Origin of the sequence: Paraburkholderia caribensis (assembly GCF_002902945.1) — a bacterium.
Classification (GTDB): domain Bacteria; phylum Pseudomonadota; class Gammaproteobacteria; order Burkholderiales; family Burkholderiaceae; genus Paraburkholderia; species Paraburkholderia caribensis.
Window position 1 is genome coordinate 397,425 of the sequence record NZ_CP026102.1, and the last position, 13,823, is coordinate 411,247.

At 63.5% G+C, this 13,823-nt stretch carries 11 protein-coding genes; 5 read left to right on the top strand and 6 right to left on the bottom strand.

Translation table 11 applies throughout. The features are described 5' to 3' along the window. Positions 1-20: 20 nt before the first annotated feature. From C2L66_RS18220 to C2L66_RS18240, 5 genes are all read left to right on the top strand, one after another. Positions 21-1,601, top strand: a complete 1,581-nt coding sequence (locus C2L66_RS18220; RefSeq protein ID WP_054932836.1) for a DHA2 family efflux MFS transporter permease subunit — start codon at positions 21-23, stop codon at positions 1,599-1,601. A gap of 58 nt (positions 1,602-1,659) precedes the next feature. Further along, on the top strand, positions 1,660-3,114 hold the full coding sequence (locus C2L66_RS18225; RefSeq protein ID WP_060604013.1) for an efflux transporter outer membrane subunit: 1,455 nt from the start codon (positions 1,660-1,662) through the stop codon (positions 3,112-3,114). A gap of 76 nt (positions 3,115-3,190) precedes the next feature. Further along, positions 3,191-4,375, top strand: a complete 1,185-nt coding sequence (locus C2L66_RS18230; protein WP_054932834.1) for a thiolase family protein — start codon at positions 3,191-3,193, stop codon at positions 4,373-4,375. A gap of 123 nt (positions 4,376-4,498) precedes the next feature. Continuing rightward, positions 4,499-5,437, top strand: coding sequence for a 2-dehydropantoate 2-reductase (gene panE / locus C2L66_RS18235; protein WP_054932833.1), 939 nt, complete (start codon positions 4,499-4,501; stop codon positions 5,435-5,437). Positions 5,438-5,507: 70 nt separating this feature from the next. Further along, a complete protein-coding gene (locus C2L66_RS18240; protein ID WP_054932832.1) occupies positions 5,508-5,807 on the top strand; it encodes a hypothetical protein in 300 nt (99 codons plus the stop codon). Between the two features lie 879 nt (positions 5,808-6,686). Here C2L66_RS18240 and C2L66_RS18245 read toward each other — a convergent pair. From C2L66_RS18245 to C2L66_RS18270, 6 genes are all read right to left on the bottom strand, one after another. Beyond that, a complete protein-coding gene (locus C2L66_RS18245; protein ID WP_060604011.1) occupies positions 6,687-8,198 on the bottom strand; it encodes an OprD family outer membrane porin in 1,512 nt (503 codons plus the stop codon). Positions 8,199-8,352: 154 nt separating this feature from the next. After that, positions 8,353-9,348 carry an ABC transporter ATP-binding protein gene (locus C2L66_RS18250; protein WP_036000237.1) on the bottom strand — a complete coding sequence of 332 codons (996 nt, stop codon included), beginning with the start codon at positions 9,346-9,348 and terminating at the stop codon, positions 8,353-8,355. Continuing rightward, complete coding sequence (locus C2L66_RS18255; RefSeq protein WP_060604007.1) at positions 9,345-10,346, bottom strand: ABC transporter ATP-binding protein; 1,002 nt, start codon at positions 10,344-10,346, stop codon at positions 9,345-9,347. Before C2L66_RS18255 ends, C2L66_RS18250 begins: the two co-directional genes overlap by 4 nt. 1 nt (position 10,347) lies before the next feature. Then, positions 10,348-11,232, bottom strand: coding sequence for an ABC transporter permease (locus C2L66_RS18260; RefSeq protein ID WP_167352373.1), 885 nt, complete (start codon positions 11,230-11,232; stop codon positions 10,348-10,350). Positions 11,233-11,243: 11 nt separating this feature from the next. After that, entirely contained in the window at positions 11,244-12,182 is a 939-nt protein-coding gene (locus tag C2L66_RS18265) for an ABC transporter permease subunit (protein WP_060604004.1), read from the bottom strand. An 18-nt stretch (positions 12,183-12,200) separates the two neighbouring features. After that, positions 12,201-13,817, bottom strand: coding sequence for a peptide ABC transporter substrate-binding protein (locus C2L66_RS18270; RefSeq protein WP_054932827.1), 1,617 nt, complete (start codon positions 13,815-13,817; stop codon positions 12,201-12,203). Between the last annotated feature and the right edge of the window lie 6 nt (positions 13,818-13,823).

Consider the following 13,823-nt stretch of genomic DNA (forward strand, 5'->3'; position numbering starts at 1 on the left):
CCACGGACGCCGCGACCATCATGAGCAAGACGACATCCGCCCCCGTGAACCCGGCCGATCTGCCGACGGGAACCAAAGTCTTCGCGTTTTCGCTGCTGTGCCTCGGCTTTTTCATGGCGACGCTCGACATCCAGATCGTGGCGTCGTCGCTGAAGGATATCGGCGGCGGCCTGTCGGCGAGCCAGGACGAACTCTCCTGGGTGCAGACGGCCTATCTGATCGCCGAGATCATGGTGATTCCGATGTCGGGCTGGCTCACGCGCGTGTTCTCGACGCGCTGGGTATTCGCGGCCTCCGCATTGGGCTTCACCGTCACGAGCATGCTGTGCGGGCTCGCATGGGACATCAACTCGATGATCCTGTTTCGAGGGCTGCAAGGCGCGGCCGGCGCCGCGATGATCCCCACCGTGTTCACGACCGCCTTCATGCTGTTTCCCGGCAAGCAGCGGATCATCGCCGCAACGACGATCGGTGCACTCGCATCGCTCGCGCCGACTATCGGCCCTGTGATTGGCGGCTGGATCACCGACCAATGGTCGTGGCACTGGCTGTTTTATCTGAACCTCGTCCCCGGCGTGCTCGTCACGGTGCTCGTGCCGCGCTATGTCAACGTCGATCACGCCGATATCTCGCTGCTCAAGACGGGTGACTATCTGGGCATCGTGCTGATGTCGGGCTTTCTCGGCTGCCTCGAATACGTGCTGGAAGAAGGGCCGCGCAAGAACTGGTTCGGCGACAACGCGATTCTCTTTTGCGCGTGGATCTGCGTGATCTGCGGCTTCCTGTTCCTGGTGCATGCGTTCACGGCGAAAGAACCGATCGTCGATCTGCGAGCGCTCGCGATTCGCAACTTCGGTATCGGCAGCCTGTTGTCGTTCATCACGGGCATCGGCCTGTTCTGCACGGTGTTCCTGACGCCCGTGTTTCTGTCGCGGGTGCGTGGCTTCGATTCGCTGCAGATCGGCATCGCGCTGCTGTCGGTCGGTTGCGCGCAACTGGTCGCGCTGACGGCGTACTCGTTTCTTGCACGCCGGGTCGACATGCGTCTGCTGATGGTGTTCGGGCTGACCTGCTTCGGCGTCGGCTGTTACCTGTATGTGCCGCTGACGAACCAGTGGGGATGGCATGAACTGCTGATTCCGCAGGTGCTGCGCGGCGTCGGGCAACAGTTCTGCGTGCCGCCCATCGTGACGATGGCGCTCGGATCGCTGCCGCCTGCGCGGCTCAAGTCGGCGAGCGGCCTCTTCAATCTGATGCGTAACCTGGGCGGCGCGATCGGCATTGCCGTGTGCAGCACGATGCTCAACGACCGCCTGAACCTGCATTACGAACGGCTCGACGAACATGTGACGGCTGGCCGCCCGGTGATCGAAGCGATGCTGCGCAATCAGGCCGCGCACTTCTCGGCGGTCGGCGGCGACATGCTCAACGGCGCGTCGGCGGGTCTTGCATCGCTGCACTCGCTGCTGATGCGCGAAGCGCTCGTGCTGACGTTCTCCGACACGTTCCTCGCGGTCTCGCTGTGCTTCGCAGTGGGCCTGATCAGCGTGCTGTTCTCGCGGCCTTTCGGTCTTACCGCGCCGCCGCCGGACGCTCACTGAACCCGCGCACCGAACCACGCGAAAGCCATCAACACATTCGATGATTGGAAGACCCGACATGAAAACGATCGTAGCCAAAGCGCTCGCCGTTGCCGCCGCCATGACGCTCGCCGCGTGCGCGGTGCAGCCTGAGACGCACGCGGACTTGCCGCAGACCGTGAAGACCGTCGCCCCGGATGCATGGAGCGTCGACGCGCCGAAAGACAGCGTGGACGCCGACCAGTGGTGGTCGCAATTCGGCGATCCAGCCATGCACAAGCTCGTGGACATCGTGCTCAACGACAACCTCGACGTAAAGGCCGCCGTCGAGCGCGTGAAGCAGGCGCAGGAGGTCACGAAGCAGCAGCGCGCAGCACTCGCGCCGCAACTCGATGCGGGCGCGACTGCCGCCTACGAGCGGCAGAACACGCCGCCGCCGCTCGGCTATGTGAAGCAGGCGGGCATCGGCTTGACGGCTTCGTGGCAGCCCGATGTATTCGGCGGTGAACGTCTTGCGGTGCTGGCGGCGCAGGCGCAGGTGTCGGGGCGTCAGTCGGCGTTGAACGAATTGCGGCTCGCGCTCGCTGCGAGCGCAGCCGCCGCGTATATCGACTTGCGCTGGGCGCAGTCGCAATTGCAGATCGTCAACGACAACGAGGAAATCCGCGCCCGCGCGCTGAAGCTCACGCAACAGCGCCTGAAATACGGGCTCTCCACGCAACTCGACGTGGCGCGTGCGCAGAACCAGCTGCAGGATCTGCAGGCGCAGCTTCCGAAGATCCGGTCGGACATTCAGCACGACATGAGCCTGATTGCGGTGTACTCGGGACGCACGCCGGAAAGCGTCGACAGCCTGCTGCTCAGCGAGGCGCATCCGATTCCCGTGCCCGCGCAAAGCGTGCCGCAGACGCTGCCGTCCGAAGCGCTGCTGCGCCGCCCCGATGTGCGCACCGCGTACGCCACTGTCGAGCAGCGCGCGGCTGAAGTGGGCGTCGCGCGAGCGGACCGTTATCCGAAGTTCAATCTGAGCCTGAGCGACGGCATTCTCGCGTCGTCGTATCTCGGCATGCCGACCTTGACGGACAACCTCTTTAGCGCGGCGTTGAACGCGACGAGCCCGATCTTCAACGCGGGCCGCATTACCGCGCATATTGAGCAGAACGAGAGCCGCATGCGCGAATCGCAACTCGGCTTGCAGCAGACGATGCTGAACGCGCTGAAGGAAATCGAGGACACGCGCAGCGATCTCGTCAACGGCGGCGCGCAGGTAGAGAAGCTGGGCGGCGCGCTCGGTGCGTCGGGTCAGGCGTTGAAGCTTTCCACCGAGCTGTACAAGGGCGGCGCGTCGAGCTTCCTCGATGTGCTCGATGCGCAAGAGGCGTATCTGCGCGACGCGGAATCATTGAATCAGGCGAAGCGCGAGCATGCGCAGGCGGCTGTCGCGCTGTACCGGTCGCTTGGCGGCGGCTGGGATGTGCCTGCTACTAGCGATGTCGCGAAGGCGAAGGCATCGACGGATGTCGCGGCTAATTAAGGCGAAATGAAGCGGAATGAAAGTGCCTCGTTGGCGCGAGGCACGCAAGCGTAGTCCTTCAACCTGAGGAATAGCGATGAATGCTCGCGATATTGTGATTGCCCATCCCGTCCGCACGCCGATTGGCGCATTCGGCGGGTCGTTGAAAGAAGTGCCCGCCGTGCAGCTTGGCGCGGCTGTCGTGCGCGAGACGCTGCGGCGCGGCGGGATCGACGGGAAGGCGTTGTCGTCGGTGGTGATGGGCAACGTCGTGCAGGCGGGGAACAAGATGAACCCTGCGCGCCAGGCGGCGATTGGCGGCGGCGTGCCCGTGTCGGTGCCCGCGCTGACGGTGAACCGCGTGTGCGGATCGGGCGCGCAGGCGATCGTGTCGGCGGCGCAGGAGATCGCGCTCGGACTCGGCGACGTAGCCGTCGCAGGCGGCATGGAGAACATGGACCGTGCGCCGTATCTGCTCGAAAGCGGACGCTGGGGCAGCCGCATGGGTAACGCGCAGGTGTACGACAGCATGCTGCGCGACGGCCTCGTCGATGCGTTCTCGAACGAGCACTCCGGCTGGCACACGGAAGACCTCGTGAGCAAGGCCGAACTGACGCGCGCCGCACAGGACGAATGGGCGGCGCGTTCGCAGCAGCGCTTTGCCGCCGCGCAGGAGCGGGGCGTGTTCGATGCGGAACTGGTGGCGGTCGAGATCGCGGGGCGCAAGGGCGCGGTGCAGTTCGCGCGCGACGAACAGCCGCGTCCCGACACGACGATCGAGACGCTCGCGAAGCTGCGCCCCGCGTTTCGCCCCGATGGCACGATCACGGCGGGCAACGCGCCGGGCCTGAACAGCGGTGCGGCGGCGATGATCGTCGCGGGGCGCGACTATGCGGAGGCGCATGGCCTCGAAGCGTCCGCGCGTCTGGTTTCGTTCGGCATCGCCGCCGTCGAGCCGGGCATGTTCGGCCTCGGCCCGGTGCCCGCCGTGCAGATCGCGCTCGAACGCGCGGGCTGGAAACTCGGCGACGTCGAACGTGTGGAGATCAACGAGGCATTTGCTGCCGTGCCGCTTGCCGTCGCGCAGAAGCTGGGTCTTGCGCTCGACATCGTCAACGTCGAAGGCGGTGCGATTGCGCATGGCCATCCCATCGGCGCAACGGGCGCGGTGCTCACCACGCGCCTCATTCATTCGATGCGCCGCGATGGCCTCAAGCGCGGCATCGTGACGTTGTGCATCGGCGGCGGGCAGGGCATTGCGCTCGCGCTGGAAATTGTCTGACGCGGTTTTCGTGGTCGTTTTGATGCCCGCAGCGATGCACGCAAGCCCGCTGCGGGCATCGTCGATTTGCGACATACTGCATGCGCGTGGCGTAGGCCACGCAAATGGACCCATGGAGGAGCAATGCGAATTCTCGTAGTAGGCGCGGGTGCTGTCGGCGGGTACTTCGGCGGGCGTCTTGCACAGGCGGGCCGCGACGTCACGTTTCTGGTGCGCGAAAAGCGCGCTGAAGAACTGCGGCACTTCGGGCTGGTCATTAAAAGTCCGCGCGGCGACGTGACGTTGCGCGACGTGAAGACCGTGCTCGCGAATCAGATCGCGCAGCCTTACGATCTCGTGCTGTTGAGCTGCAAGGCGTATAACCTGGACGACGCGATTGAATCGTTCGAATCCGCTGTTGGCGAATCGACGATGATTCTGCCCGTGCTGAACGGCATGCGCCATATCGACGTGCTCAAGCAGCGATTCGGCGCGACGAAGGTATTGGGCGGGCAGTGCGTGATTGCCGCGACGCTGAATCGGGAGCGCGAAATCGTGCATCTGAACGACATGCATGCGATCGGCTTCGGCGAACTCGGCGGTGGACTGAGCGAGCGTGTGCAGGCGGTGGCGTCGGCGTTTGAAGGTGCGGGCTTCGATTCGACGGCGTCTGACAACATCCTTCAGCAGATGTGGGAGAAGTGGGTGTTCCTCGCGACGCTTGCGGCCAGCACCTGTTTGCATCGGGCCGCGATTGGCGACATTCTGAAGACCCCGGACGGGCGCCGTGTGATCGAAGGCATATTGGCCGAATGCAAGGCGGTGGCCGCGGCGAACGGTCATGCCATTGGCGAGGCGTCCAATGCGCGTGCGCAGACCATTCTGTTTGCGGATGGCTCGGCGTTGACTGCGTCGATGTTGCGGGATATCGAAGGGCAGTCGCGGATCGAAGCCGATCATATCGTTGGCGATCTGATTGCACGCGGCGGCGAGGCGCAGAAGGAGGGCGTGCTGTCGTTACTGCGTATCGCGTACAGCCATCTGAAAGCTTATGAGGCGAGGGCGGCGCGGTTATCCGCGTAACGACGCGCAGGGGCCGGAACACGACGAAGCTGAAGTAGAATCGACGGCACTGAATCACGCGAGGTGGACCATGCCCACTCCCCAGGGATCGGTGGCAGCGCTCTGCACGGCTTCCGCGACGACGTTCTCGATCGGTATTATCTTTCTTGGCTATTGGGGTCTCCAGGAAGGAGGAGACTGGACGCTTGCCGACAAGTTCGTTGCTGGGCTCGCGATTGTTGGGTTTGCGTTTCTCGGGCTCGTGCCGTGGGTGGCGACCAGTCCCGTCGAGCCTGATACGAATGATAAGAAAGTGCGCTCCGCGCGGGGGATGTTTCTGGTTGGGATGATTGCGGTTTGGTTGTCGATTGTTGTGTCGGTTGTGTTTTGATTTTTTCTTCTTTTTCTTCTTCTTTGTCTGCGACGGTGGGTTAGGTGTTCGGGTCTTTGCGCTGGCATCCGCCGATTTATGTTTTCGCTGGCATCCGCGATTCGTTAGCGCGCTTCAAGCGTCGCCCCTGTGCGGGGCGGCACCTACTTTTCTTTGCCGCCGCAAAGAAAAGTAGGCAAAAGAAAGCGGCTCACACCGCCAATTCTTGACGTTTGCCCACGGGCCCCCAACGTCCCCACCCTTCACATGGCAACGCCCTTGTCCGTGTGCGTTGCCAACGCGCTGAACGAGCGCCTCACCCACTTCAAACACCCGTACATGAGCCAGCGGCAGCGAAGGGTATGTGCCGCCCAGGTGGCAAACTGTGTGTAGGTTGTCGCGTCGTATGGCTTGGCGCTCTTACAGGGTGGGACGCGTGCGCTATTGGTCCGGAGTGAAGCGTGTGGAGCACCGAGGGCCTACACACAGTTTGCCACCTGGGCGGCCGTGGACTGGCTGGCACGGCGTGCTGCGACGCGGGTGTGTGAAGCGGGTGAGGCGCACCGCAAGAGCGTTGGCAACGAAGGTGGGTCACGTGGTTGTCGTGTGAAGCGTAAGACCCTTTGGGGGCCCTCAGGCAAGAATTAGCACTGGCGGTTTGAGCCGCTTTCTTTTGCCTACTTTTCTTTGCGGCGGCAAAGAAAAGTAGGTGCCGCCCCGCACAGGGGCGACGCGTGGAGCGCGCTAACGAAACGCGGATGCCAGTGGAAAGGCCAAAACACCGAACGGCGACGCGTGAAGCAGGCAAAACAAATCGGGGATGCCAGCGCAAACGCAAATCGGCGGATGCCACCGCAAAAAAACCAGAACCCCCACCCCAGCGTCGCAGACAAAAAAAACTCAGAACACCTTCACCGGCACATTCACAACCAGCCGATATTCCATATTATCCGGGTCGGAGTAGTGCGCCGTCGACTTGTGATACATCGCGATAAACGTAATCTTCGTATCCTTGAACCGCCCGCTTTGCAGCGTATAGCTCGGAATAAAGCCGATTTCATGATGCGTGCCGTGCACATACTCCCCATTCCTCGTATACGGCCCGATCGCATTTGACGCGGCGCCAGCGGAAGCATCCGCACCCCAGCCCGTCACGCCCCACAACATGGCCTTGAATCCAGGCAGCCCGGCATACTTGCCATCAAACGTATACCGCAACTGGAACGACTTTTCATGCGGCGCGTTGTAGTCCACATCCATCGAGTTCACGAGATAAATCCCGTTGGTCTCGTTAACATAGTCGAAGAACTGGTCGCCAAGAATCTGCTGAAACCCAAGCAACACCTGATGCGGACCATGCTGCCCCGACAGCGACAGGCTATACGCATTGTTGTTGATATGCCCTTGCAGCGCCGAACCCGTCTGATGCGTCGAGTAAACGTTCGCGAGCCCCGACCACTTGACCGTGTTCACATCGCCGATCGAATGCGAGATCGCCGCGTAAAACTGATTCCATACGTCTTCCGCCTGGTCCGCGTACAGCGTGACCGTGCCGTTGGGCGAATAGTCCCAGTTGCCGCCGAAGTAGGACAGACGCTTGAACGTCGTGCCGCCATACGATGTCGTCAGGTCGACGAGATTCGTGTGGCCCCGTGCGTCGACCTTCGTGAAGCTGCCCGCCTGTAGCGTGACGTTATGGATATCGTTGCTCACGGCCGACACGCCAAGGAACGTCGGCGGCAACGCGCGGTTGTCGTGCGGTTCCATGAACGGATTGTTGTCGACGATCTGCAAGCCGTACTTCACGACCGTCTCGGAGATGCGCCCCTTGATGTCGTACATGCCCGGATACGCCCACGCAAGCTGATCCGAACCGCCGCCGCCCTTCGCCACGTGCACCATGTTGCCCGCGCCATTGCCGCCGTCGAGCTTGAGCGCGGCAAACAGCGACGCGTCGAAGCCAAGTCCCACGGGCCCTTGCGTATAACCCGACTCGAAATTCGCCTGCATGCCCTGAACCCACGCGTGACGGTGCGGCCCGCCTTCGTTGTCGAACTGGTCGGCGTAGTTGCGGAACAGCAGGTTCAGATGGCTGTCGGCGATCAGGCCTTTGCTCTTCGCCTGACTCGACAATGGCTCGGGTGGCGTCACAGCCTGGTCGGCTTCGGCATTCACGAGGGCGTTGTTGGTTTCGGGCTGCACCTCCGCGACATTCGGTGTGTGCTTCAACTTCGGCTTGGCGGGCGTCGCGGGTGCCGCGGGCGAAGGCGCCGCCTGCGCTACGGCCGTGCTGGCAGCGGCGGGCGCCGCCGCGTCGTCAGCCAGCGCGGCCGTGGCGATCGTCAATGCGGGCAGGCCCACTGCCAGCAATGCGAACTTCGATGCTCCTGATGTGGATCTTTGGGTTGTCATTGCAATTCCATTTTTTCTAGTTGATGAAACAGCGGCGCGGCGGTCGGCCTTACCGCACTTTCTCGCCCGTTCCCGCCGTCGCGCGAACGAACGCCTCCCTCGGCGCAGCGGCTAGCTGCGTCGTGGAAAAAGTTTGCGTGAAGCTAAAGGGGTGTCAGGTCATGACGGCACGTATGCAGGCGACCTGCGTGTGACCGATGCCCGTTGCGCTCGTAACGGGCCGCTCGTTCGCGCAGGCATCGATGGCATCCGGGCAGCGCGTGCGGAACGCGCAGCCCGAAGGCGGCTTGAGCGGCGACGGAATCTCGCCGCGCAACAGCACATGCTTGCGCGCGCGCTCGGCAGCCGGGTCGGGCAGCGGCACGGCCGACAGCAGCGCCCGCGTGTACGGATGCTGCGGCTCGCGATACACGTCGCGCTTGTCGCCGAACTCCATCACGCGGCCCAGGTACATCACGAGCACGCGCTGGCTGATCGCCTTCACGACGGCCAGATCGTGCGCGACGAACAGCAGCGACAGCGACAGTTCGCGTTGCAGATCGCGCAGCAGATTGACGATCTGCGCCTGGATCGACACGTCGAGCGCGGAGACCGGCTCGTCGCAGATCACCAGCTGCGGCTCGCCGATCAACGCGCGCGCGATGCCCACGCGCTGACACTGGCCGCCCGAGAATTCATGCGGATAGCGGCGCAAATGATGGTGGCTCAAGCCGACGCGTTCGAGCATCGTCCGCACGCGTACGCGTATCTCCTCACGGCCGAGTTGCGGCTGATGTGTCTTCAGCGGCTCGGCGACGATCTGTTCGATCGTCATGCGCGGATCGAGCGATGCGAGCGGGTCCTGAAAAATCATCTGCACGTCGCGGCGAATCTGCGTGGTGTCGCGTGACGTGCCTTGCACCGACTCGCGTCCTTTCCATTGCACGCTGCCCGAAGTCACAGGCGTAAGGCCGATGATCGCGCGCGCGAGCGTCGACTTGCCGCAACCGGATTCTCCGACGAGACCCACCGTCTCGCCACGACGCACATCGAACGACACGCCGTCGACCGCGCGCAGCGTCGCTTTCTTCGACCACGGATAGCCGCCCTGCGCGATGCTGAAATGCACGCTGAGGTTGTCGACCTTGAGTAGGGTTTCCTGGGCGCTCATAGCACCTCCGCGATAGCCTGGACGGGACGATGGCACGCGCGCAGCGCATGGGCATCGCCTTCGATCGGTTCGAGCGACGGGCGCGTCGCGCGGCATCGCTCGTCGGCATACGTGCAGCGCGGCGCAAACGCGCAGCCTTGCGTCGCCATGCCCGGCAGCGGCGGATTGCCCGGAATGGTTTGCAGCGGCTGGTCGTCGTCGTCGGAAAGACGCGGCAGCGCGTTCAGGAGCCCGATCGTGTACGGATGCGTCGGCGCGGCGAAGAGCTGCTGCGCGGGCGCCTGTTCGACCGTTTGCCCCGCATACATCACCATCACGTCGTCGCACAGGCCGGCGACCACGCCCATGTCGTGCGTGATCAGGATGATCGCGGTGCCGCGTTCGCGGTTCAGCTCACGCAGCAGTTCGATGATTTGCGCCTGCACGGTGACGTCGAGCGCCGTGGTCGGTTCGTCGGCGATCAGGATTTCGGGCTCCGACAACAGCGACATCGCGATCATCACGCGCTGCCGCATGCCGCCCGAGAACTCGTGCGGATACATGCCGATACGGCGCGCCGCATCGGGAATACGCACGCGTTCAAGCGTTTCGATCGCGCGCTGCTTCGCCTCGCGGCGCGACAGCTTGCGATGCAGTTGCAGCGTCTCCGTCATCTGCCGCTCGATCGTCAGGAACGGATTGAGCGACGTCATCGGGTCCTGGAAGATCATGCCGATGCGGTCGCCGCGAATGCGGTTGAGCGCGGCGTCGTTCATCGTCAGCAGGTTCGCGCCGTTGTAGAGCGCTTCGCCGCTGACCTTGCCGTTCTTCGCGAGCAGGCCGAGCAGCGCCATCACGGTCTGGCTTTTGCCCGAGCCCGATTCGCCGACGATGCCGAGCGTCTTGCCCTTGTCGAGCGAGAAGGACACGCGCTGCACGGCGTCGACGGGCGCGCTGTCGCGGCGCGAGAAGCGCACGCTCAGGTCTTTGACTTCGAGTAACGACTGTTTGTGTGCCATCTCAGCGGTCCTTCGGATCGAGTGCATCGCGCAGGCCGTCGCCGACGAAGCTCACGGCATAAAGCGTCGCGCACAGCATGAGGGCAGGGCACAGCAGCAGCCACGGCGTCGATTCGAGCTTCTGCGCGCCGTCCTGGATCAGCACGCCCCAGCTCGTCATCGGTTCCTGCACGCCGAGGCCGAGAAACGACAGCACCGATTCCGTCAATACGATGCCCGGCACCGTGACCGTCGCATAGACGACCACCACGCCGATCAGGTTCGGCACGATGTGACGCGTGATGATCGAGCGCGAATCGACGCCGATCGCTTTCGCGGCGTCGATGAACTCGCGCGAGCGCAACGACAACGTTTGACCGCGCACGACGCGTGCCATATCGAGCCACGAAAAGGCGCTGATGGTCAGCACGACCAGATAGAACGCGCGCCCGAAGAGCGTCATCATCAGGATCGCGATCAGCATGTAGGGGATGGCATACATCATGTCGACGATGCGCATCATCACGGCATCGACGCGCCCGCCCAGATAGCCGGCCGTCGCGCCCCACGCGACGCCGATCAGTCCCGACACGAGCGTGCCGAGCAAACCGACTTCGAGCGACACGCGTCCGCCGACCAGCGTGCGCACCAGCAGGTCGCGGCCGAGTTCGTCGGTGCCGAACCAGTGCATGTTGGCGAACGTCGGCGCGAGGCTGATCGCGGACCAGTCGCTGTCGATCGCATTGTTCGGCGACAACAGCGGCCCCACGAAGCACGCGAGCATGATGACGGCGAGCAGCAGCAGCGCGGCGAACGCCGCGCGATTGCGCACGAAGCGGCGCGCTGCCGTCGCGAGCGGGCTGCGCGAAGGCGGCGCGTCGACGACGGTCAATGAAACAGGTGGCATTCTCATCGGGTTCAATAGCGGATACGCGGATCGAGCCATGCGTACGCAAGGTCGACGAGCAGGTTGAACAGGACAGCGACGGCCGTCGTCAGCACGACGAGACCGAGCACCAGCGTGTAGTCGCGGTTGATCGCGCCGTTGACGACGAGCTGGCCGATGCCGGGCAGCGCGAACACCGATTCGGTGACGACAGCCGCCGTGATCGACGAAATGCACACCGAGCCGAGCAGCGACACGACGGGCATCAGCGCCGGTTTCATTGCGTGGCGCAGCACGATGGTGCGCGCGGGCAGGCCCTTCGCCCGCGCGGTGCGGATGAAGTTGCCCGACAGCACTTCGATCATGCTGCCGCGCATCACGCGGGCAATCAGCGCGACGTTGATGATCACCAGCAACACGATGGGCAGCACCCGATAACGCCACTCGCCTTCGCCCCAGCCGCCCGCGGGCAGCCAGCCGTGGCCATCGGCCGTCTTCAGCAGAATGGCGAACACCCACACCAGCAACGGGCCGAGCACGAACGGCGGCACGACATTGCCGATATTGCCGAGCACCATCACCGCGTGATCGACCACGCTATCGCGGCGCACGGCAGCAATCGTGCCGAGCGCGACGCCGATCACCACGGCGATCGGCACCGACACGCCGCCGACGCCGAGACTCACGGGCAGCGCCTTCAACACGAGATCGGTGACGGACCAGTCGGTGTAGCGAAACGACAGGCCGAGGTCGCCGTGCAGCAGTGCCCATAAATAATGCAGATACTGCTGCCACAGCGGCTCGTCGAGGTGATAGCGGGCGTTCAGGTTCGCGAGTGTGGCCGCCGACAGATGCTTCTCGGTATCGAACGGGCCGCCTGGCGTGAGGTGCAGCAGCAGATAGCATGCGGTGATCACGGCGAGTATCGTCGGGATCGCCCACAGCGTGCGGCGCAACGTGTATGCAAGCATGGGTGCGGTTCCTGCTGTTTAGTGCTTGAGCAAGTACAGGTCTTGCGACGCGCGCATGTCGAGATAGTTGGTCGATGCGTAGCCGCCGACGTACGGCTTCACCAGACGCGCCGCCGAATACTGGAACAGCGGAATCATCGGGTAATCGCTCATCGCGAGGTCATGTGCCTGCGTGAGCAGGGCCGTGCGCTGCTTGTCGTCGGTCTGCTGGTTGGCCTGATCGATCAGCGCGTCGACCTTCGGGTTGCAGTAGTGCTGGTCGTTCTGCACGCTGCCGCAGCGAATCAGGTCGAAGTAGGACATCGCATCGTTGTAGTCGACGAACCAGCCGTCGCGCGACGCCTGCACCTTGCCGTCATGACGCTGCTTGAGCAGCACCTTGTACTCCACGTTCTCCAGCTTTGCGGTGACGCCGAGCTTGGTGCGCCATTCCGACGTGACGAAGAGGGCAACCTTCTTGTGCAGGTCGTTCGTGTTGTACGTGAAGGTGAACGTCAGCGGCTTCGCATCCGAATAGCCGGCTTCCTTCAGCAGGTTGCGCGCATATTCGACGCGCTTCGCCATCGGCCACGACGCCCACTCCGGCTTGAAGACGGCGGCGCCTTCCGTGCCCTTCGAGATCAGGCCGTACATCGGCAGTTCGCCGCTCGACGTGAGTTTCGAGGTCAGCAGTTCGCGATCGACCACCATCGACAGCGCCTGGCGCACGCGCTTGTCCTTGAAGGCGGGGTCGTCGTTGTTGAGGCTGTAGTAGTACGTTGCGATCTGCAAGCCCTTTTGCAACTGCGTGCCGAACTGCTTGTCCACCTGGTTGTAGATGCCCGACGGAATGGTGTACGTGTAATCGAACTGGCCGGCCTGATACATGCGCATCGCCGTTTCGTCGCTTTCGATCGGTAGATACGTGACCTTCGAGATCGCCACCTTCGGCGCGTTCCAGTAGTTGCTGCTCTTCGTGATCACGAGGCGGTTGTTCGGCTGCCAGTCGTTCAGCGCGAAGGCGCCGTTGCCGACGAAGTTCGCCGGACGCGTCCAGTCAGTGCCGAACTTCGTCACGACAGCTTTATCGACGGGGGCCATCGTCGCCATCGCCGTCAGTTGCGGGAAGAATGCGGCGGGCACGTCGGTCTTCACTTCGAGCGTGTAGGGATCGACGGCGCGCGCGCCGAGGCTCGTGACGGGCGCCTTGCCGGCAATGATTTCCTTTGCGTTCTTCACGAACTCGACCAGCACCGTGTACTTCGATCCCGTCTTCGGATCGACGACGCGCTGCCACGCATACACGAAGTCCGCTGCCGTGACGGGCTGGCCGTTGCTCCACTTCGCATCGTGACGCAGCTTGAAGACCCACGTGTCGGGCGCGGTGCGCGTCCACGACTGCGCGACGCCGGGCACGATCGCGCCCGTTGCGTCGATGCGCGTCAAGCCTTCGAACAGATCGAGGCCGATCGTGTTGCCCGTCCACGATTCGATGTGCGCTGGATCGAGCGATTCGGTTTCGGCGGGAACCTGACGGGTGATTTCCTGGCTCGCGGCGAGCGTGGCGCCCGCCGGGACCGTGACGGCCGATGCATATTGCTGAAACGTGAGGACGAGCGCGGCCAGCGCCGTCGTGTAAACGAACGGTGTTTTCATGGTTGG

Coding starts and splice junctions, on each gene's coding strand:
- panE (WP_054932833.1), top strand. CDS start 4,499: ATGCGAATTCTCGTAGTAGGCGCGGGTGCTGTCGGCGGGTACTTCGGC.
- C2L66_RS18240 (WP_054932832.1), top strand. CDS start 5,508: ATGCCCACTCCCCAGGGATCGGTGGCAGCGCTCTGCACGGCTTCCGCG.
- C2L66_RS18225 (WP_060604013.1), top strand. CDS start 1,660: ATGAAAACGATCGTAGCCAAAGCGCTCGCCGTTGCCGCCGCCATGACG.
- C2L66_RS18220 (WP_054932836.1), top strand. CDS start 21: ATGAGCAAGACGACATCCGCCCCCGTGAACCCGGCCGATCTGCCGACG.
- C2L66_RS18255 (WP_060604007.1), bottom strand. CDS start 10,346: ATGGCACACAAACAGTCGTTACTCGAAGTCAAAGACCTGAGCGTGCGC.
- C2L66_RS18250 (WP_036000237.1), bottom strand. CDS start 9,348: ATGAGCGCCCAGGAAACCCTACTCAAGGTCGACAACCTCAGCGTGCAT.
- C2L66_RS18270 (WP_054932827.1), bottom strand. CDS start 13,817: ATGAAAACACCGTTCGTTTACACGACGGCGCTGGCCGCGCTCGTCCTC.
- C2L66_RS18230 (WP_054932834.1), top strand. CDS start 3,191: ATGAATGCTCGCGATATTGTGATTGCCCATCCCGTCCGCACGCCGATT.
- C2L66_RS18265 (WP_060604004.1), bottom strand. CDS start 12,182: ATGCTTGCATACACGTTGCGCCGCACGCTGTGGGCGATCCCGACGATA.
- C2L66_RS18260 (WP_167352373.1), bottom strand. CDS start 11,232: ATGCCACCTGTTTCATTGACCGTCGTCGACGCGCCGCCTTCGCGCAGC.
- C2L66_RS18245 (WP_060604011.1), bottom strand. CDS start 8,198: ATGACAACCCAAAGATCCACATCAGGAGCATCGAAGTTCGCATTGCTG.